The following is a 25,030-nucleotide window of genomic DNA, read 5'->3' as shown; positions in this document are numbered from 1 at the left end:
CAATCGCCGAGACCGAAACGCTCTTCCCCTTCGCGCTCAGACTTCGTTTTTCTGGACGATGCAATATTGCGCGAAAAATCCTTGTCATCGCCAATGCCGTTCTGAGAGACCAAACGCCCTTCAAAACCTGAACCAACAACACAGTTGCTCGGGTCAAGCCCGAGGGAAGAGCGGTGGGTGGGGTGAATACACTGGAGGTGGCTAACCTCTTGTGCTTGCTTGGCTTTGAACCTCAACTGCTCGCATCCGCCGCATGATTTTGACCGTTGGCGGCACCCTGCGGCAAGAACTAGCAACTATTGCAACGTCAGTTCCGCGGAAGCGAAATCTCTTGTCTCGAGCGACAGCATTGCCGTTTTCATGTCCATACCCCGCGCAAGCTCCCGCAGTGCCAACCCTTACCGTGTAAACGGCACCTGCGCCGTCAGGCTGTCGCCGGATTCGACGTAGACGACCTCGAAGGACACGCTCATGGAGTCGTCGTTGAGGGCGATCTGGGAGGAGATGTTCATCTCCTTGCCCTCTTCGTCGGGGGTGCGTTCGCGGAGGTTGAAGACGAGGCCGCCGCCGCGTTTTTGGCCGACGGCGATGCCAGAGAAGGTGGCGTTGGAGGTCATGGCCGCTTCGTAGCGGCGCGAAGCGTCGACATAGGCGATGGTGCCGGCGACGGAGAGATTGGTGCCGGCGAGAGTGCAGCGGCCGCTATAGTTGATCTTGTCCTGATTGCCCTGGGTCAGTGAGAGGCGGCAGACGACGGATTCGGTGGCGGCGCCGACCAGCGTGCCGCGGCCGCGCCATTCACCGATATAGGATTTGAGGAGAGCCACTTCCGCGGGGCCCGCATAGGCTGGTGCTACGGCGAAGCCGGTCGAAAAGACGGCGGCAGCAAAAGCGAGGGCGCGTGGAACGGGTCCGAAATGGGTCATGGTGCAAGGCCTCCAGATGTCACAACGAGCGCCCGGGCTGGTTATCGACGGATCAAAGAACAGCGCCAGAATCGGCGTTGGCTATGGTTATGCCACGGCTTTTCGAGAGCGAGAACGGGCCTCAAGCGGGACGAGGGGCCTCCCCTTCAGTTCCGCCTTCACCTGTGACCGTATCGCCAGTCGGATCGTCCGGAGTGGCGTCGTGATCCGCCGTGCGGACGCGGATCTTGCCCAAGGGATGAAAGAACTTGCCGCCGGCCATCAGGAGGGCGGGCAAGATGAAGAGATCGCCCAGGATGGCGAGGGCCAGCGTGACGACAAAGAGTGAGCCGAACAGGGCAACCTGCGGCAGCTCGGAGAACATGATGATCGCCGTGCCGGCGCAGAGAATGATGGTGGTCGCGACAATAGCGCCGCCGATGCGGAGGAGGGTGTGCTGCACCGCGTCCTCATGGGTGCGGCCTTCCTCGCGGCGCCCGTGGAGATAGTGGGACAGGAAATGCACCGTGTCGTCGACCGCGATGCCGAAAGCGATGGTAAGGGCAATGACGGTGGTAAGTTGAAGACCAGAGCCAGACCACCAGAGCCAAGCCTCTGTTCCTAGAATGGGAAAGAGATTGGGGATCGCAGAAGCCAATGCGACCCGAAAAGATTGGAAGGCAAAGCCGATCAGCGCGAGATTGACGAGGACGCTGAGCGTCAGGTCAAGCTGTAGACCGCGGACGATATTGTCGGTCGCAAAGGTCGTGAGCACACGGAAGCCGCCGACTTCGGCATCGGTAATACCAGCCGAGACGAGTTCGCTTTCGACGCGAGCCACGAGATCCTTGAGCTTGTCGCTTTCGATGATGGTGGGCATGAAACCGGTAACGAGGGCCTGCGAGCCGTCATCGGTAACGAAGCGCCGCCGCATAAAGGGACCGACGGCCTCGAGCACCTCGCCGCGGGTGAAGCCGGCGTCCGTGTAATTGGACATGCTCGCAGCGGAAATAACCTTGTTCTCGCCGAGCTCCTTTTCGAGGATGTCGTGCACAACCTGGATACGCGCGAAATCGACCTCGCCGACATCCGGGTTGTGCTCGATCAGGGGCACGCGAATGTAGAGCGGGGCGACGCCGCCGACGCCCTCATCGATGTTTTCGGCCGCGGTGAGTGCGGTCGATTCGTTGGCAACAAAGTCCTCGAAGGAAAAGCGCGGCTGGATGAGGAAATAGGGGATCAGCAACAGGCCGGTGGCGACGATGCCGGCAATGGCGATCGGGCGGCCAAAGCGGCTAGCGAGAAACCAGGAGAGGGGCAAGGGAGCGGTGAGCACCACGCTCGACTTCGGCGGCGCCTTGAAACCCATGCGGATGGCGAGCTTGAGCAGCAGCGGTTGGAAGGTCATCGAGCAGGCAAAGAGCAGGAAGGAGCCCATGGCGCCAGCCATGGAGAATTCACGCACGCCTTGGCCCGGCGTTAGGGAGAGCGAGGCGAAGCTGACCATGGAAATGAGCATGGTCAGGGCCGTGGCGGGACCAACGAGCTTGATGGTCGCATCGACCGCCTTGTTGGGCTCCATGCCGTCGCGCCAATAGGCGAGCCAATTGAAGGTGAAGAACATCGACTCGGCAAAGGAGATCACCAGCACCAGCGTCGTGACGATGATGGTGAGGAAGGAGAAGGAGCCGAAGAAGAGAAGGATCATGCCCATAGACCACATAACCGCGAGGAACGGCGTGGCGGCGACGATCAGCGCGCCAGCAATGGAGCGGAGGGCGAGAAGGGCAATGATGGAGCCAAGGGCGAAGCCGTAGACGGTAAACTTGACCTGATCGTCCACGGCGGCATTGAGCATTTCCGTGGTCCAGACCGGTGGGCCGGTGATCTCGATCGAGAGGTCAGCGTTCTGGAACGGCGCGATCGTGGCGCGCAGGTTCTCGATCATCGCCTTGGCGCCGCGCTCTTTGACCAGATCCTGATTGGGGAACATGATCATCACCACGCCATCGAGATCGGGCGTGATGAGATTGCGCATCATCGGATCGTTTTGCTGCAGATCCATGAGGGCGAAGGCAACCTCGTCGGCCGTCTGCAGACCTTCGGGCACGGCCGGGACGGAGCCGCCGCCGGGCGATGGCTTGCGCAGCGTGAAGGGTGACATGGTGCCGACGGCATATTCATTGAGCTCGAGCTCAAAGGCGAGGTTTCGGACCTGCTCGATCACCTCGGGCTCGGCGAGCTTGGGCGAATTGACGAGAATATAGAGGTCGTTCTCGAAGGTGCCGAATGTTTCCGAGAGGTGTTCGTAGGCGTCGTAATAGTGGCCCGAATGGGCATAGACGCGCAGAAGATCGCCATCGACATTGGCGCGCGGGATCTGAGTGAAGCAGAGGACGGAAAAGATCAGCACCGCGAGCGCCATGAGGCGCGGATAGCGGACCGTCGTCAGCCCGATCTGTTCAAGACCAAAGCCGATGGAACGATCATAAGTCAGGCGGGCCAGAAAACGTTTGAACCAGGAAGGGGAAGACACGACGGGCCCGACTCCGCACGCTGACGATCTGACAGAATCTCTATGTGGTTCTGAAAGGTGCGTCCAGCGGTCGCGGGGCGGGCAGGGTGGCGCGGCCAGAGTGGGGCCGCGCCAGAGGGCTTATGCGCCGAGGGCGGCTTTGTTTGCCGTGATGAAATCGGCAAAGGTCGTCGGCTTCTTGCCGGTATAGCGTTCCACCGTGTCGGTAACGACGCCATGGTGGCCGGTGACGGCGTCGCGCTGGAAGGCGACGAGAGCGCCGGCAAAGCCTTCGGGGAGGCCGGCGGCGACGAGACCCTGCTGAAGCTGCGGTGGCGTGATAGCCACAACCTGGACGGGCTTGCCGGTCAGCTTGGCGAAGAGTTCCGCACGTTCGACATTGGTGATTGGCGCTGCGCCCGTGACGTCTTCGACCGTCTTGCCTTCGGCATCGAGCAGCGCACCTGCGGCAGTCTTGGCGGCATCGGAGCGGGTGACGTAGGACGTGCCACGGTCCCCGATGAGGCCGAAGAGCTGGCCCGAGGAAATGACGTGACCGGCATCGGCCAGCGTGTTCTCAGCATACATGTGATTGCGCAGGATCGTGAAATCGAGGCCGCTGGCGGCGATTTCCACTTCGGTCCAGAAATGCTCGGGGTTGAGACCGGCATCGGCATCGGGGCGCGCGGCTGGCGCAGAGGTGTAGACGATGTGTTTTACACCGGCGGTTTTGGCGGCGGTAATGATTGCCTTCTGCTGCTCGGCGCGGCGACCGACGGCATCGGTGCTGACGATGAGAAGGCGTTCGACGCCCGCAAGCGCGGTGGACAGCGTCGATGCATCGTCAAAGTCGAGCTTGCGGATTTCCGCGCCCTTGGCGGCCAAATCTTCAAGTTTCGACGGGTCGCGCGTGCCGGCGATGACGCGGGTGGCGCCACGGGCCAGCAGTTCTTCGACCGCGAGGCGGCCCAGATTGCCAGAGGCGCCGGTGACGAGAAGGGTCGCGTTGCTGAACTTGCTCATGTCATTCTCCATAAATTTCTCTGCTTCGACCCGCTTGCTCCCATGCATGGAGGAGAGTAAGTATCGAAAGGAGAGTGCTATCTAGGTCTTTTAGGAAAGACTGAAAAGGAGGCACTTTTTCGGGTGAAGATTACCTTGAGGTAAGTGCATGCAAAATGCGACGGGATTGGCCGAGACCTATATCGAACGCTGGAGCGCAGCGGCAGACCTCAGCGGGCCGTGCCCGGTGCGCGATGTGCTCGACAAGATCGGCGACAAGTGGAGCATGCTGCTGGTGATGACGCTGGCCTGCGGCCCCAAGCGTTTCAACGAACTGCATCGCGAAGTGCCCGATATCTCGCAAAAAATGCTGACGCAGACGCTGCGCGATCTGCAACGCGATGGGCTCGTGTCGCGCCATGTCTTCGACACCAAGCCGCCATCGGTGGAATATCGGCTGACTGATCTGGGGCACTCGCTCATCGTGCCATTCGGCCAGTTGATCGAGTGGGCGAACCAGAGCATGCCCTCAATCGCGAAATCGCGCGTGTCGTTCGATAAGGTCGCTTAGCTCGGAAAAGTCCGGAGTTTTCGCAGGCGGGCTGGCGCGGCAGCATGTTTGCGCTGGCGTTCGGCAGCCTTGCAGTCGCGGATAATCCGTCGCACGCGGCGGAGCACGCCGATACCGATGCCGTCCCGCGCGAGAAGCTCGGGGCCCTCCATCTTGTCGATTTCGCCGAGGGTCGAGAGCCCGGCTGCCTGCAAGCGTTTGCCGATGCCGTCGGTGTCGCGCAGGTCGATGACCGCAATCGTCTGCCAGGTTTGTGCGCCGCGAAGCCAGGCGCGATAGGTGTCTGCCATACTATTCCAATTTCGACTTACCGATGCCGGGCCAACGTTTTAGTCTCGACGCGGGTTCACAGCCTCTACACTTTGCACAGCGCATAGATCCATTCGCTTCCGGAGGTCATCATGGATTTCGCCACGCCCAACCTGCCATCCCGCAGCTTCGACGCGACCGAGGACTTTTACCGTCCGCTGGGATTTTTGCGCAGCTATCGCGATGACGGTTGGATGATCCTCCAACGTGGCACAATCCAGCTGGAGTTCTTCGCGCACCCCGACCTCGATCCGGCAACGAGCTGGTTTAGCTGTTGTCTGAGGCTCGATGACCTCGACCAATTTTATGATGCGTGCAGAGCGGCGAACCTGCCTGACACGCGCACCGGCTGGCCGCGCATTCATCCGCCGCGGCGCGAGCCATGGGGCGGAACGGTCGCGGCTTTGATCGATCTCGACGGCACGCTGCTGCGCCTGATCCAGAACTGAAGCGATCTCCACAGCCGAATGCCCATAAATTGGCATTTTTCGCCGAGATCGCCTATGATTTGAGGAACAAGAATCAACGTAGAATCACCCCGTGACAGATACGCCTCAAGGTGCGAGCGGCGACATCGCTCCGATCTACATCACCGACGAAATGCGCAAGAGCTATCTCGACTACGCGATGAGCGTGATCGTGAGCCGCGCCCTGCCGGATGTGCGCGACGGGTTGAAGCCGGTGCACCGCCGCATTCTCTTCTCGATGAGCGAAAACGGCTACGAATATAACAAGCCGTTCCGCAAATCGGCCCGTGTCGTCGGCGACGTTATCGGTAAATACCACCCGCATGGCGACAGCGCGGTCTATATGGCTCTCGTGCGTATGGCGCAGGAATTTTCGATGGGCGAAATGCTCGTCGAGGGCCAAGGCAATTTCGGCTCGGTCGACGGCGATATGCCGGCGGCCATGCGTTACACCGAAGTCCGTATGCCCAAGATCACGGGCTTCATGCTCGACGATCTCGATAAGGACACTGTCGATTATCGCGATAACTATGACGGGTCCGAGCGCGAGCCGACCGTCCTGCCGGCGCGGTTCCCCAATATGCTGGTCAATGGCGGTGGCGGCATCGCCGTGGGCATGGCGACCAATATTCCGACGCACAATCTCGCCGAGACGATCAACGCGGCTCTGGCTGTGCTCGATAATCCGTTCATCACCACGGAAGAACTGATCGAGGTTCTGCCGGGTCCGGATTTCCCGACCGGCGGCATCATTCTTGGTCGCGCGGGCATCCGCCAGGCTTACGAAACTGGCCGCGGCTCGATCATCGTGCGTGGGCGATCGACCGTCGAGGAAGTGCGCAAGGAACGCGAAGCTATCGTCATCACCGAGATCCCGTATCAGGTGAACAAGGCGACGATGGTCGAACGCATTGCCGAACTGGTGCGTGAGAAGCGCATCGAAGGCATTGCCGATCTTCGCGACGAATCGAGCCGCGAAGGCATGCGCGTCGTCATTGAAGTGAAGCGCGATGCGCTGCCCGATGTGGTGCTGAACCAGCTCTATCGCTTCACGGCGCTGCAATCCTCGTTCGGTTGCAACTTCGTGGCGCTCAATGGCGGCAAGCCGGAGCTGATGAATCTCAAGCAGATTCTCGATAGCTTCATCGCCTTCCGTGAGGAAGTGGTGACGCGTCGCGCCCGGTTCTTGCTCAACAAGGCCCGCGATCGCGCCCATATCCTTGTCGGTCTCGCCGTTGCCGTTGCCAATATCGACGAAGTCATTGCGCTCATCCGCACCGCGCCCGATCCGGCGACGGCGCGCGAGCAGTTGATGACACGCCGCTGGCCTTCGGCCGATGTCGAGCCGCTGATCAAGCTGATCGACGATCCGCGCCACCGCATCAATGAAGACGGCACTTTCAACCTTTCGGAAGAACAGGCCCGTGCCATTCTCGAACTGCGTCTCGCGCGTTTGACCGCGCTCGGCCGCGACGAAATCGGCGAAGAGCTGAATGGCCTTGGTGCCGAAATCGAGGACTATCTCGATATTCTCCGCTCGCGTGAGCGCGTGCGCTCGATCATTCGCGAAGAACTCGAAGCTGTACGTGAAGAGTTCGGCCGTCCGCGCCGCACCGAAATCAGCGACCATGCCGCCGATTTCGACGACGAAGACCTGATCGCGCGCGAAGACATGGTCGTGACCGTCAGCCATGCCGGTTACATCAAGCGCGTGCCGCTCTCGACCTATCGGGCGCAGAACCGCGGCGGCAAGGGCCGCTCTGGCATGTCGACGCGCGAAGAAGATTTCGTGGCGCGGCTGTTCGTTGCCAATACGCATACGCCGGTGCTGTTCTTCACCAGCCGCGGCATAGCCTATAAGCTCAAGGTCTGGCGCCTGCCGCTTTCGGCCGCCAATGCCAAGGGCAAGGCGCTGATCAATATCCTGCCGCTTGAGCAGGGCGAGCGCATCACCTCGATCATGCCGCTGCCCGAGGATGAAACCTCGTGGGGCAATCTCGACATCATGTTCGCGACGACGCGCGGCACCGTGCGCCGTAACTCGCTCGCCGATTTTGTCGAAGTGCGCCAGAACGGCAAGATCGCCATGAAACTCGATGATGGCGATGAGATCGTCGGCGTCGATACCTGCACGATCAACAATGACCTGTTGCTGACGACAGCCCTGGGTCAGGCTATCCGCTTCCGCGTCGACGATGTGCGTCTCTTCAAGGGCCGCGATTCCATGGGCGTGCGCGGCATTCAGCTTGCCGATGGCGACAAGGTCATTTCGATGGCCGTGATCAACCACTCGGACGCCGATGCCGAGCAGCGTGCGGCCTATCTCAAGCGCAGCCGCGCAGTGCGTGGCGAAGTCGAGGCCGAAGACGCAGCGCCTGATGAGGCTGGTGTCGAAGCGGGTGAGCTCGATCAGGAACTCTATGCTCAGATGGGCGCGTCGGAACAATTCATCCTTGCCATTTCCGAGAATGGCTATGGCAAGCGCACGTCGAGCCATGAATACCGTATCACCGGGCGTGGCGGTAAGGGCATCGTCGCCATGGCGGTCAACAAGCGCAACGGCAATCTGGTCGCGAGTTTCCCGGTGGAAGACGAAGACCAGATCATGCTGATCAGCGATGGCGGCCAGACCATTCGTCTGCCGGTGGGCGGCGACAAGCCGATCCGCATCGTCAGCCGCGGCAGCCAGGGCGTCATCGTCTTTGATACCGCCGATGGCGAAAAGGTCGTGTCGGTCGAGCGGATCAGCGAGCCTGAAGGCGACGAGGAAGACGGTGGCGAGGCGCCACCACCACCCGAGACCACAGAGAACTAGGATCGGGGGCGCTAAGGCGCCCCTTGTCTTTTCGGGGGCTGATCGACCGCAAAGCCAATCCGAAGATCTCGATATCTTCCGCGCCAAGCTGGAGCGTGCGTAATGAGTGATGGTCAAAAAGCCAATTATGGCGCACTTCTGAAACTGCCGTTGCCACGGCGTCTGGCGCTGGCCAGCGTGCCGGCTGACTTTGCGGACTGGCTTGATTATGCGGCCGTGATTGCGCTGGTCGTCTATGCCTGGGGCGAGGGGCCGTTGGCGCTGGCTCTTTTTGCTCTCGCCCTGAGCCTGCCCTACGTGTTGGTGGGGCCATTTGTGGCGGTGTTTGTCGACCGTGCGCCGATCCGCACCGTGCTCATCTTCAGCAATCTCGGGCGCGCATTGGCAACGTTGAGCTTGGCATTCACGGGTGACACGCTAGTTCTGCTAGCGCTGGTTTTCGTGCGTGGATGCATCGATTCCGCTTTTACCCCGGCGCGGCAGGCGGCCATCCAGACCAGTACGCCAGAGCATCTCCGTGGCGTTGCCAATGGCTTGCACCAGGCGATCAACCAGACATCCAAGATCGCGGGCCCGGCAATTGGCGGCTTGCTGCTCGTCGTCTGGCCAGCGCAGAATATTTTTGTGCTCAATGCGGCGCTGTCGCTGACGGCGACGCTAATTGCCGTCTCGCTCGTTTTGCCGCCGCGGCCACCGTCAACCGAAGAGCGCGGGCGTTTCTTCACCGAGTCACTCAAGGGTATCAGCGAATATCGACGCGGCCGGCGATTAATGGTGGCGCTGATCTTTGCCTCCTGCGCCTATTTCGCCTTCTTCCTTTATGACGCGCTGATCGCGCTTCTGGCCAAAGGCTTTGGCTTCGACGAAACCGCCTTTGGCCTCGCGATTTCCGCCGCGGGATTGGGTGGGCTGCTGGGGGCACTCGTTGCGGGTCAAATGGCCGGTAAACGGCCGATGCCCACCATGGCATTGGCAGCCGTCATTTCAGGGGCGACGACCGCGGCAGTGGCTGCCTCGGCAATGATGGGCTGGACCGTGCAATTGCCGGCGTTTCTCCTGGTGCTGTGCTTCATGGGTGGAGCGACGGCGTTCATGCTTGTGCCCTATCGGACCATCGTTCAGACCGACGCACCGCCGGACCGGATTGCGCGCGTCTTTGCGGCGGGTGAAGCGGTGATCACCATGACCATGCTGTCCGCGCCACTGATCGGCAGCGCGATCGCGAGCCATTGGGGAACGCCGGCGGCGTTTCTTGTCGGGGGTGTGCTGCTGCTGGCTCTGGGCGCCATTACCCTCGTCGCGCACCGCGGCGATTGACCAAGGGATCGGACCGGCGCCTAGTGCGCTGCGGAGGACTTGCAAGCTCTCACGATATTTGCTTGCTGATCATGCTGCTTGAGAGCCGTCATGATCGACCCTGCGATTCTTGTTCCTTATATCGGCGCCTGCTTTCTGCTCGCGATCGTTCCTGGACCGACGGTGACAGTCATCGTCGCCAATTCGCTGTCGCGCGGCACGTCGGCGGGGCTCGCGATTATCGCGGGGACGCAGGCAGGCTTTTTGGTGATGACCATCATCGTCGCACTCGGCATGCAGGCAATGGTCGCCTTCATGGGGGCAGCCTTCGATTGGCTTAAATTGATTGGCGCGGCTTACCTGATCTGGCTGGGGATCAAGATGCTTCTTAGCGATGGGCATCTCGGCGTGGCGGAGACGGATCGGCGGAAATCGATTGGCCGGATCGCATTCGAAGGGTTTCTGGTCCTGATTTCTAATCCTAAGGTCCTGATTTTTCTCGGGGCCTTCTTGCCGCAGTTCGTCGATACCTCGCGCCCGGCTTTTCCGCAGGTGATGATACTGGGGCTGATCTTCATGATTGTCGCCGCCTCGACAGACAGCGTCTATGCCCTGCTTGCCGGTCGGGCACGGGGTGTCTTGAGTGCTGCGCGGGTGCGTCTCGTTGCCCGTGGCGCGGGCCTGCTGCTGATGTTCGGCGGCGTCTGGCTCGCGCTGCAGAAGCGGGCTTAGTTGTCTGCTCCAACGCTTTGCACGGTGGCAATGCTTCGGGGTCCGCGCGCTTGCCACGCATCGCGCCGCGTGACAAAAACCATTTGAAAACAAGAGGGAGGGGCAGATGAACGCTCTCGTTGGATTCTATCCGGGCTCGTTCGATCCACTGACCAATGGGCATCTCGATGTCATTGAGCGCGCTTGCAAGCTGGTTGATACGCTGGTGGTTGGCGTTGGCGTCAGCGCCACCAAGAAGAACCCGCTTTTCACCCATGAGGCGCGGTTTGCGATTCTGGAGCAAGCGCTGGCTCCGGTCGGGCTGCGGACCAATACCGTGTTCAAGATCGTCGATTTCTCGGGTCTGATGGTCAATGCGGCGCGCGAGCATGGCGCCAAGCTTATCATTCGCGGCCTGCGCGACACCACGGACTACAATTATGAAATGCAGATGGTGGGCATGAACGCGCAGATGGCACCGGACCTACAGACGGTTTTCCTGCCCTCGAGCCCGCCCGTGCGGCATATCTCGGCCACATTGGTGCGTCAGATCGCCGAGATGGGCGGGGATATTTCCGCCTTCGTTCCGCCAATCGTCTTCAAGGCCCTGAAAGCATCATGATGACCATTTCCCGCCGCCTCTTTTCCGGCCTCGCTCTGGCTGCCATCGTCGCGACCGCCGCGCCAGTCATGGCGCAGGAAGGCAAGCCGCACCTGATCCTGACGCTCGAAGACGGCACGGTCGATATCGAACTGCTGCCTGAACTTGCGCCGAAGCATGTCGAGCGCGTCATCGAGCTGACCAAGGAAGGCGCCTATGACGGCGTGGTGTTTCACCGCGTGATCGACGGCTTCATGGCTCAGACCGGCGACGTGCAATATGGCAAGACCGGCGCGCCGGGCTTCAACCTGTCGCAGGCCGGCATGGGCGGTTCGGACAAGCCGGACGTCGAAGCCGAATTCAATTCCGAGAGCTTCCAGCGTGGCGTTGTCGGCGCCGCCCGCTCGCAGGACCCGAACTCGTTCAATTCGCAGTTCTTCATCACCTATGCCGATGCGAGCTTCCTCGATGGCCAATATACGGTTTTCGGCAAGGTCGTCTCCGGCATGGAAGCGGTCGACGCGCTGGAAAAGGGCCCACAGGAAGCCAATGGCGCCGTGGCCAATCCGGACAAGATCGAGAAGGCTGTTATCGAGTATAAGTGAGGCTACTAGCGGCGATTGCCGACACCCCCTCCCAGCCTCCCCCATCTAGGGGGAGGTGTTGGGCTGGTGGTGGGGCGAGATCGAGTCAAATACTCGATATAGCACCTCCCCTTGATGGGGGAGGCCGGGAGGGGGGGACCCCAATACCCGCCTCAAAACCTTGCGCTCTCCAACCATTCGGCCTAAATCCGGGCCACCTCTTTTGAACGAAAGCGAAAATCATGGCAGATTACGCCGATCCAGAAAACACCCTCGTCATCGAAACGACCAAGGGCAATGTGGTTATCGCGATGCGTCCAGACCTGGCTCCCGGCCATGTCGATCACATCAAGAAGCTGGCCCGCGAAGGCGCCTATGACGGCGTGGTTTTTCACCGCGTGATCGACGGCTTCATGGCCCAGACCGGCGACGTGAAGTTCGGCAATTCTGAAAAGCCCGATTTCAACCCCTCGCGTGCCGGCACGGGTGGCTCGCAGTATCCGAACCTCAAGCAGGAATTCTCGGCTGAGCCGCACGTTCGTGGCGTCGCCTCCATGGCCCGCGCTCAGGATCCGAACAGCGCCAATTCGCAGTTCTTCATCTGCTTCCAGGACGCTCGCTTCCTCGACCGCCAGTATACGGTCTGGGGCCAGGTGATCGAAGGCATGGAAAATGTCGACCAGATCAAGCGCGGTGAGCCGGTGATCAATCCGGACAAGATGGTCTCGGTCAAGGTCGCGGCCGACATCGCAGAATAAGCCAAGCTGGCGGTCTTTCGGGGCCGCCAGTTTTTTATCGTCCAGCGCCACCGGAACGTTCGAAGTTGAAGATGGATACTCTCCTCTGGGCGCTGATGGGCGTCTTTGCGGGTGCCTGCATTGCCGTGCAGGCACCGATCAATGCAAGCCTCGGGCGAGCCCTCGAAGTGCCGATCGCGGCGGCGGCGGTGTCGTTTTTGGCGGGCGGCGTGGTGCTCTGGGCGCTGGCCTTCGGCTATAGCCATCTGACGGCGACGCCGATCAACTTTGCGGCTCCGGCGCAGTGGACGCTTATCGCCGGCGGCCTGCTCGGAGCGTTTTACGTATTCTCCAATATCACCCTGACGCCGATGATTGGCGCCGCGGCGGTCATGGCGCTGTCGGTGGCCGGGCAGTTGATGGCGGGGCTTATGCTCGACAAGGTCGGGTTCATGGGCATGGCCGTGCGCGAGATTACCATGGGCCGCGTGGCCGGTGCCGCTCTCCTGATCATCGGCGCGGTGATGATCCGCGTGCTCTAGGCATGGCTGCTGTTCGCGGCGTTCGGCAACTTCGGCGTTAGTGACCCGTTTCCGCTCGCAAAAAGGCATGCTAACGAGCCATCATGCGTGTATCCGAATTCGACTTCGACCTGCCCGAAACCCTGATCGCCCTCCATCCGGCCGAACCGCGCGATTCCGCGCGGCTCTTGCTGGTGCGTCCGGGCGAAAGGCTGGAAGATCGGCATATCCCGGATCTGTTGGATATCCTGGAGCCGGGCGATGTGCTGGTGGTCAATGACACGCGCGTTCTGCCGGCCGAACTCAAGGGCAGCCGCATCCGGGGCGAATTGCGGGCCAATATCTCGTTCAACCTTCACAAGCGGGTCGATGCGCATACCTGGCGCGCTTTTGCGCGGCCGGCCAAGAAGCTGGCGCTGCTCGATGAGCTGGAACTGGGCAATGGTCAGGCTGATGCGCTGAAGGCCCGCGTCGCCGGCAAGGGCGATACGGGAGAAGTGACGCTCGAATTCGAACTCGGCGGCGCAGCGCTCGATGAAGCCATCAAATCCCATGGCGCCATGCCGCTGCCGCCCTATATCGGCGCCAAGCGGGGTGTCGAGGAGCGCGACAAGATCGACTATCAGACCGTCTATGCGGCCGAAGATGGCGCCGTTGCCGCGCCGACTGCGGGGCTGCATTTCACCGAGCGGCTACTGCAGCAATTGACCGAGCGCGGCGTGACCATGGAACGCGTGACGCTGCATGTCGGGGCAGGGACCTTCCTGCCGATGAAGGCGGAAGACACCGACGACCACGTGATGCATTCGGAATGGGGCGAGATCGATCAGGCAACGGTCGAGCGTATCAATGCCAGGCGTGCGGCAGGTGGCCGGGTCATTGCCGTCGGGACGACAAGTCTGCGGCTGCTCGAAACGGCCTCGCGGGCCACAGGGACCTTGCAGCCCTTCATGGGCGACACGGATATCTTCATCACGCCCGGCTTCCGGTTTCGGACGGTCGACGTGTTGATGACCAATTTCCATCTGCCGAAATCGACGCTCTTCATGCTCGTCAGCGCCTTCGCCGGTTTCGACACGATGAAGGCGGCCTATGCGCATGCGATCGCAGACGGTTACCGGTTCTATTCCTACGGCGACTCCTCGCTACTGTTCCGCGATCGGTCGCGCGACAGGGATGACGATATTTGACGGGCAAACGCCGCCCAATCGTCCGCTATACCAAGCGCATCGTTTCCGTCCTTGAGACCATCTCCGCTGGGGGTGACGAGAAGCTGACCTTCGATCGATTGATCGAGGCGATGGGGCCGGGCGCGCATCGACTGCTCATCCTCATGCTGACGCTGCTCAACATGATACCCGGCCCGCCTGGATTCGGCGGCACGCTGGCCTGGACGACTTTTGCCGTCGCGCTGTTCATGGTGCTGGGCAAGCCGATCCGGCTGCCAGACATTATCGGCAAGCGGAAGCTTCCAATTGCGCCGATGCTGAAAGGTAGCCAGCAGGTCGTGAAAGTGACGGGGATCATCGCCCGCTTTTCCAAGCCGCGCATGCGCTGGCTGACGGGCGCCGCGGCGACTGTGCCTTATGGCATCTTCGCCATGGTGATCAGCGTCGCGATGACGGTGCCGATCCCATTCGCCAATGCCGTGCCCAATGTCGGGCTCTGCGTCCTGGCGTTTTCGATGCTTAATCGGGATGGGGCCGGCGTCGTCGTCGGCACCCTGATCTGTCTGATCGGTCTAGGCGTGGAAGTCGCACTGGTCCTTGCGGCGCTCAACCTCGGCGGCAGCGCCTGGAATGCGGTTTTCTAGCTCAGCCGGCGGCGCTTTCGTGGACGAGATTGCCGGAGAAACCGCATGAGGCACCGTGATATTCGAGGCACCCGTCGCGCTCTTCCATCACCACTGTGCCGTCTTCATTGAAGGTGAGGCCGACTTCGCAATAGCGCTCGGAAAACATGGGCGAGTCGCTTTCGGGATCGTACATTTCATTTTCGACGAAGAAATTGCCGCCGCCTTCCGAGAGCAGCACTTCGCCCTCGATACCACCGGCGCAGCCCGGCATGTCGTTTTCCATAGGCACGACGGTTTCGATCGAAATGCCATAAGCGTCGTCTTCGATGTGGTTCAGCTCAAGCGTCAGATCGCCTTCACCGCTCCCGAGATAGGTGCCGCTATAGTCGGTAGCGTCCTGGGCAAAGACGGGCATGGAGGTGCCGAGCAGGGCGGCAGCGAGAAGCGCGGTGCGGAACATTGAAACCTCAACAGTAATCACAGGTTTGCGATTTGCGCAGGGGAGCATGGCGAAAATCCGGCATGATGGATCTGCAACCATCTCAAGACTGGAGATTTTCGACAACGGAGCCGCAAACAGGAGCGCGTCGTGCAGGAAGCCGAAATCTTTGGAATCTCAACCGCCTGGATCATAGCCAATGTCTGGTCCATGGTTATCGCTATCGTCGTCCTGGTGGCTGGTTGGATCATTGCCAATCTCGTTTCGCGCTACGTGACCGGCCTCATGAGTTCGCGGCTGCGCAACAATGCGACGGTCGCGCCGCTGGCAGGGCAGGCGGTGCGCTATGGCATCCTGTTCGTCACCATCATCATCGTGCTCGGCCAGTTCGGCGTCGAGACGGCGTCCATTCTCGCGGTGCTCGGCGCGGCCGGCTTGGCCATTGCCTTGGCCTTGCAAGGCACGCTGTCCAATATCGCAGCTGGGATCATGCTGGTCTTCCTGCGGCCCTTTAACACCGGCGACTATATCGATGCTGATGGCATTGTCGGCACGGTCGTCGAGGTTGGGCTTTTCGCGACGCAATTGCGAACCATCGATGGGCTCTATCTTTTTGCGCCGAACTCGAAACTCTCGAATGCCAAAATCATCAACTATAGCCGCGAAAAATCGCGCGTGGTCGAGGTGAAGTTCAACGTGTCGCGCGCGGCCAATCTCGATGCGGTGCGCGCTGCCATCGGCAGGGCGCTCGCGACGGAGTTTTCGGATGAGGGCATGAAGTCGGAAATCTGGCTCGATACCCTGGCCGATACCAATATGACGCTTGCGGCCCGCGTGCCGGTGCGGAGCAGGGATTGGTGGGAAGCCCGCTCGATCATCCAGGAGCGGATCAAAACCGTGCTGGAAGAAAACAACAATTTCGCGCCGGCAGCCGCCTGAGCTTTTGATAGCATTGCACATGGGGCAGGGTCTTTCTTCCTGCGGGCCAACCCGCTAGAACCCGCCCCATGAGCACGACGAGCAAACTAGTAACCTTTTCCCTGACGGCGAGCGACGGCATGGCCCGGCGCGGCCGCATCGACACGCCCCGCGGCGAAATCAACACGCCGGCCTTCATGCCCGTGGGCACGGCTGGCACCGTGAAAGCGATGTATCCTGAGCAGGTCCGCGAGACCGGCGCGGATATTCTCCTCGGCAATACTTATCACCTGATGTTGCGCCCTGGCGCCGAGCGCGTCGCTTCGCTCGGCGGGCTTCATGATTTCATGGATTGGCAGCGCCCGATCCTGACCGATAGCGGCGGCTTTCAGGTCATGTCGCTGGCGAAGCTCCGGAAGCTGACTGAAAAGGGCGTGACTTTTAAATCGCATATCGATGGGTCGTCTTACGAACTGACGCCGGAGCGCTCGATCGAAATCCAGACGCTGCTCGACAGCGACATCATCATGCAGCTCGACGAGTGCATCGCCCTGCCGGCGGAGCGCAAGGAAATCGAGCGGGCGATGGAATTGTCGCTGCGCTGGGCGGATCGATCAAAAACTGCCTTCAACAACCAGCAGAACCGTATGCTCTTCGGCATCGTGCAGGGGGGCGACGACGCAGAACTGCGCGCCAAATCAGCAGCCGGTTTGAAATCGATTGGCTTTGATGGCTATTCGATCGGCGGGCTGGCCGTTGGCGAGCCGCAGGAAGTGATGTTCCGTGTGCTCTCCGACATCACGCCGGAACTGCCCTGGGATCGGCCGCGCTATCTGATGGGCGTCGGCAAGCCGGACGATATTCTGGGCGGCATCGAGCGCGGCGTCGACATGTTCGACTGCGTCCATCCGACGCGCGCCGGGCGTCATGGCCATGCCTATACGCGCTTTGGCGTCATCAACCTGAAGAACGCTCGGCATAAGGATGATCACCGGCCGCTCGATGAGGCATCGCCCAACCCGAACTGCCGGCGCTGGAGCCGCGCCTATCTCCACCATCTGGTAAGGACGGAAGAGATTTTGGGCGCGATGGTGCTTTCGCAGATCAACCTTGCCTATTATCAAGAGCTGACTGCGGGCGCGCGGGCGGCGATCGAGGCCGGCCGCATGGCCGATTTTGCGGCCGAAACGCGCGCCGCCTGGGCTGCCGGCGACCTGCCGGTCCTGTAAAAATTCCACTTGGAGAAGACTGTCATGGCAAAGTCGGGACGCAAGGCCGGGTTCGAAACGCTGGGCAAGCTCAAGAAGGCGATCGAGAGCCAGCCGATGCGGCTGTTGTTCGCCGAGGACCCGAACCGCTTCCAGCGGTTCACCGCCAGCGGCGCTGAAATCCTCCTCGACTATTCCAAGAACCGCGTCGACGAAGAGGTGATGACCGCCCTGTTCGACCTGGCGCGCGCTGCAGGTGTCGAAGAACGCCGCGCCCAGATGTGCGAAGGCGAGCATATCAACATCACCGAAGAGCGCGCCGTGATGCACATGGCGCTGCGCTATCAGGGTGACAAGCCGGTCGAAGTCGACGGCAAGGATGTGATGCCTGACGTGCGGGCGGTGCTTAAGGCCATCGAGAATTACACCAATGCAGTGCGCTCGGGCGAAATCCGCGGCCATGGCGGCGAGCAGATCACCGATGTCGTCAATATCGGCATCGGCGGATCGGACCTTGGCCCCGTCATGGTCACGCTGGCGCTCGCGCCTTATACGCGCCCAGACCTGCGCGCCCATTACGTGTCCAATGTCGACGGCGCCCACATCCACGATACGCTGAACGGGCTCGACCCGAAGAAGACGCTGTTCATCGTGGCGTCCAAAACCTTTACGACCGACGAAACCATGACCAACGCCCATTCGGCGCGGAAGTGGCTGGCCGATGCGCTGGGCGAAGAGGCGGTGCCGAGCCACTTTGCGGCGGTTTCGACCAATATCGAAGGCTGCGCAAAGTTCGGTATTCAGGAAGACCGCATCTTCGGGTTCTGGGACTGGGTCGGTGGCCGCTATTCGGTGTGGTCGGCGATCGGTCTGCCGGTGGCGCTGGCCGTCGGCTACGACAATTTTGCAAAGTTCCTCGCCGGCGCCGATGCCATGGACCGGCATTTCCTCGAAACGCCGCTTGAAAGCAATCTGCCCGTCATCATGGGCCTGCTTGGCGTGTGGTATCGCAATGCCTGGGGGTTCTCGACCCATGCCGTGCTGCCCTACGACCAGCGCCTCAGCCGCTTCCCGGCCTATCTGCAGCAGCAGGATATGGAATCGAACGGCAAGTCAGTGACGCTGAATGGCAAGGACGTCGGCTGGTCGACGGGCCCGATCGTCTGGGGCGAGCCGGGCACCAATGGCCAGCACGCGTTCTATCAGTTGATCCACCAGGGCACGGACGTCATCCCCTGCGATTTCCTGATCGCTGCGCAGCCGCATGAGAGCCTGCCGCCGCATCACGACAAGCTCGTGGCTAATGTCCTGGCGCAGTCCGAAGCCCTGATGCTTGGCAAGACCGCGGAGGAAGTTGTCGATGAACTCAAGACGCAGGGCCTCGACAAGGAGAAGATCAAGGAACTGACGCCGCACAAGGTGTTCCCCGGCAATCGTCCGTCCAACACGCTGTTTTACAAGCAGCTTACCCCAGAAATCCTTGGTTCGCTCGTCGCGCTTTATGAGCACAAGGTCTTCGTGCAGGGGGTGATCTGGAACGTCAATTCCTACGATCAGTGGGGCGTCGAGCTTGGCAAGCAACTTGCAAAGGCGCTGCTGCCCAAGGTGCAGGGACAGGCGAGCGGGGAAGGGCACGACAGCTCGACCCAGGGCCTTCTCAAATACTACCTCGCCAACAAGGCCTGATCAGTGACCATTACGACTGACGAGCAGCTCGAAAAGCTGAAAGCCATTGGTCGGATCTGCGCCGTGGCCCGCGAGGCCATGGCGGCGGCGATGCGGCCGGGCATGACGACGCTCCAACTCGACGAAATCGGTGCGAAAATCTTGGCCGAGCACGGCGCGATTTCCGCGCCGATCCTGACCTATGATTTTCCCGGTCACACCTGCATCTCGGTCAATGAGGAAATCGCCCATGGCATTCCGGGCGACCGGGTGCTGCGCGAGGGCGATCTCGTCAATATCGACGTGTCGGCCGAATTGAATGGCGTCTTCGCCGATTGCGGCGCGAGCTATGTGCTCGGCAAAGGCGACAAACGGCTCGATACGCTCTGCCGCGATGGCAAAAAGGCGATGTGGGCCGGGATCAATGCGGTCAAGGCCGGCGCGCCGCTTGGCGATATCGGCACAGCCATCGGCAAATTCGCGAAGAAGGGCGGCTATACGCTGATCACCAATCTCGCGAGCCACGGCGTGGGCGATAGCCTCCATGACGAACCGGGCGAAATCCCGACCTGGCCGGATCGCTCGGAGCGCCGGAAGATCGGGAATGGACTGGTGTTCACCATCGAGCCGTTCCTCTCGCTCGGTGGTCGCTATGCGGCGCAGAAGTCAGAAGACGATGAATGGACGCTGGTCAGCGATCCGATGGCGCCATGTGTGCAGTATGAGCACACGGTTGTGGCAACGCCGCGTGGCGCGCTAGTGGTGACGCTGGCGGCTTAGATTGCCCTTCGACGGAAGGCCCCCTCACCCGACCCAAGAGGGTCGACCTCTCCCCCTAGGGAGAGGTGGGGGATGCCTTAGACGCGGAGCGACACCTCTCCCTCTGGGGAGAGGTCGGCCACAGGCCGGGTGAGGGGGCCTTGCTACAGCCAAACCAGAAGCAGCGGCCCCAGCAGTACCAGACCAAGCGCCACTGCGAACCTCAGATTTCCCAATTGCCGCAGTGATGGCACGCTCAGCGCCGTCGAGAGTACGAAATAGCCTGCCAACGCGATCAGCGCCGGGGCGATGCCGCTGGCTGAGAGCGGCGTGTTCTCGTTGAGCTGCAGATAGATCATATGCCCGCCGGCAAAGCCGATCAGCGAGGTGATGACCACGGTCACCGCCTTGGCGGTGATGAGAAGGGCAGTGTCGAGCGTATTGCTGGCCAGCGCGAGGGCAATGCCAGTGGCCGTGACATGGACGGCTGCCAGCGTCGCAAATACCTGGTTCTGCGCAAGGAGTGGGATCAGTTCGGGCGGTGCGGTCAGCGGCACGGCACCGACCATGGGCAGGTTCGCGCCATACTGCGCCATCAGATAGATGACATAGAGCATCACCACCGTGGACGCGGCAAACACGAGCAGGACCGCTGCCAGAACCTTGATCAGGTCCATAGTATCTTGAGACACGCCGCCTCCTGGGCTGAATAGGGCAATATTAGTCGAGGCGGCCGATTCTGAAAGCGCTGCGCCGTGGCGTGGGAAAATCAGCCCGGCTGGCGCCGCGCAGTGTCCGCTTGATGGTCATGGGCTTCCTGAAACCGTCCGATAGCTCCGCCGCATCGGCTCGATAATCGAGCTCGGCATAGGGATCGGGGGTGCTGGGAGAAGCGGTCATGACACTCAAGGCGGAAGCGGTTGATCCGGGTCATGCCTGCGTCATAGGGCGGCGTCAAGACAGGGACCGCGCATTGCCAGTCCAATCAAATATGACTAAGCCGGTATAAATTTCTAGCCTTTGTCTTTTCGATGAGCCTGAGCCCGATGTTGAAGCGTTTCTATTCCTACTATCGTCCCTATAGCGGGCTCTTCGTCCTCGACTTTGGTTGTGCTGTTCTGGCGGGTCTGCTCGAACTCGCCTTTCCGCTTTCGGTCGCCTACGTCATCGACAAGCTGCTGCCGCAGTCCAATTATTCGCTGATTATCGCGGCCTGCGCGGGCCTTCTCGCCATTTATCTGGTCAGCGCCGCGCTCAAAGCCGTGGTCAATTATTTCGGCCATGTGCTCGGCGTGTCGATGGAAACCGACATGCGGCGCCAGGCTTTCGACCATATGCAGAAGCTCAGCTTCCGGTTCTTCGACAATCACAAGACCGGGCACCTCATTACCCATGTGACCAAGGATCTTGAGGATGTCGGCGAAGTCGCGCATCACGGCCCCGAGGACGTGTTCATCGCGATCATGACCTTTATCGGCGCTTTCGCGCTGATGTTCTTCACCAACTGGAAGCTGGCGATGATCGCCATAGCGCTCGTGCCGGTGATGAGCTGGCTCGTGGGCCGCTATGGCTCGAAGATGACGACGAATTGGCAGGAACTTTTCCGCCGCGTCGGCGACTTCAATGTGCGGGTCGAAGATGCCATTGGCGGCATTCGCGTCGTCAAGGCCTTCGCCAATGAAAGCCACGAATCCGGGCTGTTCCAGAGCAATAACCTGGCCTATCGCAAGACCAAGCTCGAAGCCTATGCGATGATGACGGCGAGCCTGCTCATTACCTTCCTCTCGACCCGGCTCGTGCAACTGGTGATCATGCTCTCGGGCGCCTGGCTCGTGGTGATCGGCGAATTGACCTATGGCGGCTTTGTGAGCTTCCTGCTTCTGGTCGACGTCTTCCTCCGCCCGATCGACAAGATCACCGGCGTGCTGGAAAGCTATCCCAAGGGCATTGCCGGCTTTAAGCGGTTCACCACTCTCATCGATACCGAACCCGACATTGCCGACCGTCCAGACGCGATCGAGGTCGATCGCCTGACCGGGCACATCCGTTATGAGGGCGTGTCATTCGCCTATGATTCCGGCCGCTCGATCCTGCGCGACGTCAATCTTGACATCCCTGCAGGGGAGACCGTGGCGATCGTCGGGCCATCGGGCGCCGGCAAGACGACGCTATGCTCTCTGCTGCCGCGCTTTTATGAACCGACCGCTGGACGCATCACCGTTGATGGAATCGACATCGCCGATATGACGCAGGCCTCGCTTCGCAAGCAGATCGGCGTCGTGCAGCAGGATGTGTTCCTCTTCGGCGGTACATTGCGCGACAACATCGCCTATGGCGATCTGACGGCGACGGACGCCGATATTATCGCAGCGGCGAAACGCGCGCGGCTCGAAGAAATGATCGCCGGTCTGCCAGCGGGGCTCGATACCGTGGTCGGTGAGCGCGGTGTGAAACTGTCCGGTGGGCAAAAGCAACGTGTCGCCATCGCCCGCATCTTCCTCAAGAACCCGCCGATTCTCATTCTCGACGAGGCGACCTCGGCGCTCGATACCGCGACAGAAGCGGCAATCCAGCAGGCGCTGAATGAACTTTCGGCCGGCCGAACGACGCTGATCATCGCGCATCGCCTGGCGACGGTCCGCCATGCTCATCGTATCGTCGTGCTGACGGAGAATGGCATTGCCGAACAGGGCGCACATGACGATCTGCTCAGCCGCCGCGGTATCTATTCGCAGCTACACTCGGCCCAACAGTTGGGACTTGTCGGCTGATGTGGTTGGGGGAGAGTGGTACGCCGGGAGGGGTTCGAACCCTCGACCATTCGATTAAAAGTCGAATGCTCTACCACTGAGCTACCGGCGCATTTGTCTTCACTAACGCCCTGCGGCGTTGGCGCGGAAAATAGCTAGGATGATCCCGGAGTCAACCTCTATTGCGCCGGGTCGTTCCAAGCCTGGGGATGGCGGCTCAGCGCGCCATGCTGACGCCGGCATAGCTGGCAGGCGAACAGGCAATTTCGCGCTGCTCCAGCTTGGCGCAAAGATCACGGGCATCCGAGAGCTTGGCGATCGGCCCAAGAACGATGCGCTGCTGGTTGCTGTCGGTTGCATTGGAGAGGAGCGGCGTCAGGTCCACGGTCAGCGAGCCGAGCTGCACTTCGAGATTGCGCCACTGCATCGCTGCCTGGCCGGGTGAGAAGCTGGAGCCGACAGCAACGGCGTAGCCAACCTGCGCGCCGCTGGCGCTGGCAAGCTGGATGGGCGCCGGAATCGGCTGCTCAAGCGGGGATTGGCGCACGACAACGGTGCCGCCTTCCGCCTCGAACTGCTGCGATGGTGTGCCTGTGATCGACGCTGTCGTCACGGTCCGGTCAATCGGCGCGATGGTCGGACGCGATTCCATGATCACGGGCAGGGCGACTTCCAGCGCACCGAGGCGACGCGCCGCTTCTCCGCCGGACTGTTCCTGCAGCGAGAAGCGCGTGGTGAGGGTATCATTCTGGCGGCGCAACTCGGCAGTGGCCGCGCGCAATTCGGCAACCTGCTGGCGAATCTGCACAATCGAAACCGCGTCATTGCGTGGCGAATGCAGCGCCAGAAGTGCGCTGCTGGGCAAAAGTGTCGCTAGATTGGCACCCAGAACGGCAAGTCCGGTGCACACAAGCGCAACGACGCCCCATGCGGTAACATCGGATTGCGTGATATCTTCTGGAATAGTGGCCAATCGTCCGTCCTCGACAGCCCAGCGAATCATGGGCATTACACGGCCTATTAAAGAGAGATTTCGTTATCTAATCGCCAATGACCGCAGCCTTACAATCGTGGCAATTGGTAAACAGAAGACGACGAGGCGGAGTGCCCCGATGACTGACTTGCTTTCCATCATTCTCGCAGCGGGCGAAGGCACGCGCATGAAATCGGCCTTGCCCAAGGTTTTGCATCCTGTGGGCGGCCTCCCGGTGGTGAGCCACGTGTTGCGCACGGCAAAAGCCGCGGGCTCGACCATCGCCGTTGTCGTGGGCCCAAACCACGAGGCTGTGGAAGCAGCGGTGACCCGGTTTGAAGCCAGCGCGCATATTTCCAAGCAAGTTGACCGTCTAGGGACGGGCCATGCCGTGCAGCAGGCAAGAGCGGCTTATGAAGCGGCGCAGGGCCATGTACTCGTGCTTTATGCCGACAATCCGCTGATCACGGGCGAAACGATTGCCAGAATTGTCGAGAAGCTCGATGGCGGCGCCGACATGGTTGTCGTCGGCTTCCGTCCGGAAAACCCGACGGGCTATGGCCGGCTCCTCACCAAGGACGGACAGATCTTCGCCATTCGCGAGCACAAGGACGCGACCGAAGAAGAACGGCAGATTGGCCTCTGCAATTCCGGCATCATGGGATTCCGGGGCGAGGTTCTGCGCTCGGTCATCGACCGGATCGAGAACAAGAATGCCAAGGGCGAATATTACCTGACCGACGCGGTAGAGCTGGCAGCGGGCGACGCTCGCCGCGTCGATTTCATCGAGGCCGATGCCGCGGAATTGGTGGGCGTCGATAACCGCTTGAAACTGGCCGAAGCCGAGGCGACGTTCCAGGAGTTCAAGCGCAACGAAGCCATGGAAAACGGCGTCACCTTGCGCGATCCGAAAAGTGTCTGGTTTTCCTGGGACACCGAGCTTGGCCGCGACGTCACCGTCTTTCCCAATGTCGTTTTTGGTCCAGGCGTCAAAATCGCCGACAATGTCGAAATTCGCGCTTTCTGTGATATCGAAGATGTCGTCATTGGCGAGGGATCAAGCATCGGTCCGTTCGCGCGCATCCGCGGCGGCGCCGAATTGGGACGGGACGTGCACCTCGGCAATTTCGTCGAGGTGAAAAAATCCAAGATCGGCGATGGCACGAAAGCCGGGCATCTCAGCTATCTTGGCGATGCTGAGATCGGGACGAAGACCAATATCGGCGCGGGCACCATTACGTGTAATTATGATGGTGTGAACAAGGACAAGACCATTATCGGCGACAATGCCTTTATCGGGTCCAACGCCTCGCTGGTTGCGCCGGTCACGATCGGCAATGGTGCTTATACCGCATCAGGCAGCGTCATCACCGAAGATGTGCCGGATGACGCGCTGGCCTTTGGCCGCGCGAGCCAAGTGAACAAGCCGGGCTATGCGCCCAAACTGCGCGAAAGGGCGCTGGCCAAAAAAGCGGCCAAGGGGAAATAA

Annotated in this window: 26 protein-coding genes and 1 tRNA gene; 17 read left to right on the top strand and 10 right to left on the bottom strand. The window is 60.9% G+C overall.

Annotated elements, in window-relative coordinates:
• The 4 genes from ASG47_RS20965 to ASG47_RS03550 all read right to left on the bottom strand — a co-directional run.
• Nucleotides 1-236, bottom strand: a 236-nt coding sequence (locus tag ASG47_RS20965) for a hypothetical protein (protein ID WP_210168433.1), incomplete at its 3' end; no start/stop codon positions are given.
• Between the two features lie 162 nt (nucleotides 237-398).
• Nucleotides 399-926, bottom strand: coding sequence for a hypothetical protein (locus tag ASG47_RS03560; RefSeq protein ID WP_061907378.1), 528 nt, complete (start codon nucleotides 924-926; stop codon nucleotides 399-401).
• 121 nt (nucleotides 927-1,047) lie between these two features.
• Nucleotides 1,048-3,441 (bottom strand): efflux RND transporter permease subunit, encoded by a 2,394-nt coding sequence (locus ASG47_RS03555; protein WP_061907377.1) that lies wholly within the window; start codon nucleotides 3,439-3,441, stop codon nucleotides 1,048-1,050.
• 120 nt (nucleotides 3,442-3,561) lie between these two features.
• Nucleotides 3,562-4,443 (bottom strand): SDR family oxidoreductase, encoded by an 882-nt coding sequence (locus tag ASG47_RS03550; RefSeq protein WP_061907376.1) that lies wholly within the window; start codon nucleotides 4,441-4,443, stop codon nucleotides 3,562-3,564.
• A 148-nt stretch (nucleotides 4,444-4,591) separates the two neighbouring features.
• On the opposite strand from ASG47_RS03550, the gene ASG47_RS03545 reads away from it, so the two are divergent.
• Nucleotides 4,592-4,993: a winged helix-turn-helix transcriptional regulator gene (locus ASG47_RS03545; RefSeq protein WP_061907375.1), complete on the top strand. Its 402-nt coding sequence runs from the start codon at nucleotides 4,592-4,594 to the stop codon at nucleotides 4,991-4,993.
• Here the strand turns inward: ASG47_RS03545 and ASG47_RS03540 are convergent.
• Complete coding sequence (locus ASG47_RS03540; RefSeq protein WP_061907374.1) at nucleotides 4,990-5,283, bottom strand: hypothetical protein; 294 nt, start codon at nucleotides 5,281-5,283, stop codon at nucleotides 4,990-4,992. The two genes, ASG47_RS03545 and ASG47_RS03540, sit on opposite strands and share 4 nt — an antisense overlap.
• A gap of 108 nt (nucleotides 5,284-5,391) precedes the next feature.
• Here ASG47_RS03540 and ASG47_RS03535 point away from each other — a divergent pair, with 108 nt between their 5' ends.
• The 10 genes from ASG47_RS03535 (at nucleotide 5,392) to ASG47_RS03490 (ending at nucleotide 14,847) form a co-directional block, all read left to right on the top strand.
• Nucleotides 5,392-5,751 carry a bleomycin resistance protein gene (locus ASG47_RS03535; protein WP_061907373.1) on the top strand — a complete coding sequence of 120 codons (360 nt, stop codon included), beginning with the start codon at nucleotides 5,392-5,394 and terminating at the stop codon, nucleotides 5,749-5,751.
• 91 nt (nucleotides 5,752-5,842) lie between these two features.
• The gene (gene gyrA / locus ASG47_RS03530) at nucleotides 5,843-8,584 is read left to right on the top strand and encodes a DNA gyrase subunit A (protein WP_061907372.1); all 2,742 of its coding nucleotides are present in this window, start codon (nucleotides 5,843-5,845) and stop codon (nucleotides 8,582-8,584) included.
• Nucleotides 8,585-8,686: 102 nt separating this feature from the next.
• Nucleotides 8,687-9,901, top strand: coding sequence for an MFS transporter (locus ASG47_RS03525; RefSeq protein WP_061907371.1), 1,215 nt, complete (start codon nucleotides 8,687-8,689; stop codon nucleotides 9,899-9,901).
• A gap of 90 nt (nucleotides 9,902-9,991) precedes the next feature.
• Nucleotides 9,992-10,612, top strand: a complete 621-nt coding sequence (locus ASG47_RS03520) for a LysE family translocator (RefSeq protein WP_061907370.1) — start codon at nucleotides 9,992-9,994, stop codon at nucleotides 10,610-10,612.
• A gap of 106 nt (nucleotides 10,613-10,718) precedes the next feature.
• Nucleotides 10,719-11,213, top strand: a complete 495-nt coding sequence (gene coaD / locus ASG47_RS03515) for a pantetheine-phosphate adenylyltransferase (RefSeq protein WP_061907369.1) — start codon at nucleotides 10,719-10,721, stop codon at nucleotides 11,211-11,213.
• A complete protein-coding gene (locus ASG47_RS03510; protein ID WP_061907384.1) occupies nucleotides 11,213-11,797 on the top strand; it encodes a peptidylprolyl isomerase in 585 nt (194 codons plus the stop codon). The genes coaD and ASG47_RS03510 overlap by 1 nt, the downstream gene beginning before the upstream one ends.
• A 221-nt stretch (nucleotides 11,798-12,018) precedes the next feature.
• Nucleotides 12,019-12,534 carry a peptidylprolyl isomerase gene (locus tag ASG47_RS03505; RefSeq protein WP_061907368.1) on the top strand — a complete coding sequence of 172 codons (516 nt, stop codon included), beginning with the start codon at nucleotides 12,019-12,021 and terminating at the stop codon, nucleotides 12,532-12,534.
• A 71-nt stretch (nucleotides 12,535-12,605) separates the two neighbouring features.
• Nucleotides 12,606-13,055, top strand: coding sequence for a DMT family transporter (locus ASG47_RS03500; protein ID WP_061907367.1), 450 nt, complete (start codon nucleotides 12,606-12,608; stop codon nucleotides 13,053-13,055).
• Nucleotides 13,056-13,138: 83 nt separating this feature from the next.
• The gene (gene queA, locus ASG47_RS03495; RefSeq protein ID WP_061907366.1) at nucleotides 13,139-14,224 is read left to right on the top strand and encodes a tRNA preQ1(34) S-adenosylmethionine ribosyltransferase-isomerase QueA; all 1,086 of its coding nucleotides are present in this window, start codon (nucleotides 13,139-13,141) and stop codon (nucleotides 14,222-14,224) included.
• Nucleotides 14,221-14,847, top strand: coding sequence for an exopolysaccharide biosynthesis protein (locus tag ASG47_RS03490; protein WP_061907365.1), 627 nt, complete (start codon nucleotides 14,221-14,223; stop codon nucleotides 14,845-14,847). The genes queA and ASG47_RS03490 overlap by 4 nt, the downstream gene beginning before the upstream one ends.
• A 1-nt stretch (nucleotide 14,848) precedes the next feature.
• On the opposite strand, the gene ASG47_RS03485 is transcribed toward ASG47_RS03490, so the two are convergent.
• Nucleotides 14,849-15,289 (bottom strand): hypothetical protein, encoded by a 441-nt coding sequence (locus ASG47_RS03485; protein ID WP_061907364.1) that lies wholly within the window; start codon nucleotides 15,287-15,289, stop codon nucleotides 14,849-14,851.
• A gap of 129 nt (nucleotides 15,290-15,418) precedes the next feature.
• Between ASG47_RS03485 and ASG47_RS03480 the strand changes: the two genes are divergently transcribed.
• The 4 genes from ASG47_RS03480 to map all read left to right on the top strand — a co-directional run bounded on the left by ASG47_RS03480 (nucleotide 15,419) and on the right by map (nucleotide 19,839).
• Nucleotides 15,419-16,207, top strand: coding sequence for a mechanosensitive ion channel family protein (locus ASG47_RS03480; protein ID WP_061907363.1), 789 nt, complete (start codon nucleotides 15,419-15,421; stop codon nucleotides 16,205-16,207).
• A 68-nt stretch (nucleotides 16,208-16,275) separates the two neighbouring features.
• Nucleotides 16,276-17,415: a tRNA guanosine(34) transglycosylase Tgt gene (gene tgt / locus ASG47_RS03475; RefSeq protein ID WP_061907362.1), complete on the top strand. Its 1,140-nt coding sequence runs from the start codon at nucleotides 16,276-16,278 to the stop codon at nucleotides 17,413-17,415.
• 24 nt (nucleotides 17,416-17,439) lie between these two features.
• A complete protein-coding gene (pgi, locus tag ASG47_RS03470) occupies nucleotides 17,440-19,080 on the top strand; it encodes a glucose-6-phosphate isomerase (protein WP_061907361.1) in 1,641 nt (546 codons plus the stop codon).
• A 3-nt stretch (nucleotides 19,081-19,083) separates the two neighbouring features.
• Entirely contained in the window at nucleotides 19,084-19,839 is a 756-nt protein-coding gene (gene map, locus ASG47_RS03465; protein WP_061907360.1) for a type I methionyl aminopeptidase, read from the top strand.
• Between the two features lie 143 nt (nucleotides 19,840-19,982).
• On the opposite strand, the gene ASG47_RS03460 is transcribed toward map, so the two are convergent.
• Both ASG47_RS03460 and ASG47_RS03455 read right to left on the bottom strand, forming a co-directional pair.
• Nucleotides 19,983-20,510, bottom strand: coding sequence for a hypothetical protein (locus ASG47_RS03460; protein WP_156463963.1), 528 nt, complete (start codon nucleotides 20,508-20,510; stop codon nucleotides 19,983-19,985).
• Between the two features lie 28 nt (nucleotides 20,511-20,538).
• On the bottom strand, nucleotides 20,539-20,718 hold the full coding sequence (locus tag ASG47_RS03455; RefSeq protein ID WP_061907358.1) for a hypothetical protein: 180 nt from the start codon (nucleotides 20,716-20,718) through the stop codon (nucleotides 20,539-20,541).
• A gap of 146 nt (nucleotides 20,719-20,864) precedes the next feature.
• Here ASG47_RS03455 and ASG47_RS03450 point away from each other — a divergent pair, with 146 nt between their 5' ends.
• Complete coding sequence (locus ASG47_RS03450) at nucleotides 20,865-22,589, top strand: ABC transporter ATP-binding protein (RefSeq protein WP_061907357.1); 1,725 nt, start codon at nucleotides 20,865-20,867, stop codon at nucleotides 22,587-22,589.
• A 16-nt stretch (nucleotides 22,590-22,605) separates the two neighbouring features.
• Here ASG47_RS03450 and ASG47_RS03445 read toward each other — a convergent pair.
• Together ASG47_RS03445 and ASG47_RS03440 are read right to left on the bottom strand one after the other, a co-directional pair.
• Nucleotides 22,606-22,680, bottom strand: a tRNA-Lys gene (locus ASG47_RS03445).
• A gap of 105 nt (nucleotides 22,681-22,785) precedes the next feature.
• Complete coding sequence (locus tag ASG47_RS03440) at nucleotides 22,786-23,577, bottom strand: hypothetical protein (RefSeq protein WP_210168432.1); 792 nt, start codon at nucleotides 23,575-23,577, stop codon at nucleotides 22,786-22,788.
• Nucleotides 23,578-23,680: 103 nt separating this feature from the next.
• Between ASG47_RS03440 and glmU the strand changes: the two genes are divergently transcribed.
• Entirely contained in the window at nucleotides 23,681-25,030 is a 1,350-nt protein-coding gene (gene glmU, locus ASG47_RS03435; protein ID WP_061907355.1) for a bifunctional UDP-N-acetylglucosamine diphosphorylase/glucosamine-1-phosphate N-acetyltransferase GlmU, read from the top strand.

It is taken from the genome of Devosia sp. Leaf420 (assembly GCF_001425445.1).
GTDB lineage: Bacteria > Pseudomonadota > Alphaproteobacteria > Rhizobiales > Devosiaceae > Devosia.
This window is presented reverse-complemented; position numbering and strand designations above follow the sequence as displayed.

Excerpts from the sequence above, each read along its gene's own strand:
- ASG47_RS03560 (WP_061907378.1), bottom strand. The coding sequence starts at position 926 with ATGACCCATTTCGGACCCGTTCCACGCGCCCTCGCTTTTGCTGCCGCC.
- ASG47_RS03550 (WP_061907376.1), bottom strand. The coding sequence starts at position 4,443 with ATGAGCAAGTTCAGCAACGCGACCCTTCTCGTCACCGGCGCCTCTGGC.
- ASG47_RS03545 (WP_061907375.1), top strand. The coding sequence starts at position 4,592 with ATGCAAAATGCGACGGGATTGGCCGAGACCTATATCGAACGCTGGAGC.
- ASG47_RS03540 (WP_061907374.1), bottom strand. The coding sequence starts at position 5,283 with ATGGCAGACACCTATCGCGCCTGGCTTCGCGGCGCACAAACCTGGCAG.
- ASG47_RS03525 (WP_061907371.1), top strand. The coding sequence starts at position 8,687 with ATGAGTGATGGTCAAAAAGCCAATTATGGCGCACTTCTGAAACTGCCG.
- ASG47_RS03520 (WP_061907370.1), top strand. The coding sequence starts at position 9,992 with ATGATCGACCCTGCGATTCTTGTTCCTTATATCGGCGCCTGCTTTCTG.
- coaD (WP_061907369.1), top strand. The coding sequence starts at position 10,719 with ATGAACGCTCTCGTTGGATTCTATCCGGGCTCGTTCGATCCACTGACC.
- ASG47_RS03510 (WP_061907384.1), top strand. The coding sequence starts at position 11,213 with ATGACCATTTCCCGCCGCCTCTTTTCCGGCCTCGCTCTGGCTGCCATC.
- ASG47_RS03505 (WP_061907368.1), top strand. The coding sequence starts at position 12,019 with ATGGCAGATTACGCCGATCCAGAAAACACCCTCGTCATCGAAACGACC.
- ASG47_RS03500 (WP_061907367.1), top strand. The coding sequence starts at position 12,606 with ATGGATACTCTCCTCTGGGCGCTGATGGGCGTCTTTGCGGGTGCCTGC.
- queA (WP_061907366.1), top strand. The coding sequence starts at position 13,139 with ATGCGTGTATCCGAATTCGACTTCGACCTGCCCGAAACCCTGATCGCC.
- ASG47_RS03485 (WP_061907364.1), bottom strand. The coding sequence starts at position 15,289 with ATGTTCCGCACCGCGCTTCTCGCTGCCGCCCTGCTCGGCACCTCCATG.
- tgt (WP_061907362.1), top strand. The coding sequence starts at position 16,276 with ATGAGCACGACGAGCAAACTAGTAACCTTTTCCCTGACGGCGAGCGAC.
- pgi (WP_061907361.1), top strand. The coding sequence starts at position 17,440 with ATGGCAAAGTCGGGACGCAAGGCCGGGTTCGAAACGCTGGGCAAGCTC.
- ASG47_RS03455 (WP_061907358.1), bottom strand. The coding sequence starts at position 20,718 with ATGACCGCTTCTCCCAGCACCCCCGATCCCTATGCCGAGCTCGATTAT.
- ASG47_RS03450 (WP_061907357.1), top strand. The coding sequence starts at position 20,865 with ATGTTGAAGCGTTTCTATTCCTACTATCGTCCCTATAGCGGGCTCTTC.
- ASG47_RS03440 (WP_210168432.1), bottom strand. The coding sequence starts at position 23,577 with ATGCCCATGATTCGCTGGGCTGTCGAGGACGGACGATTGGCCACTATT.
- glmU (WP_061907355.1), top strand. The coding sequence starts at position 23,681 with ATGACTGACTTGCTTTCCATCATTCTCGCAGCGGGCGAAGGCACGCGC.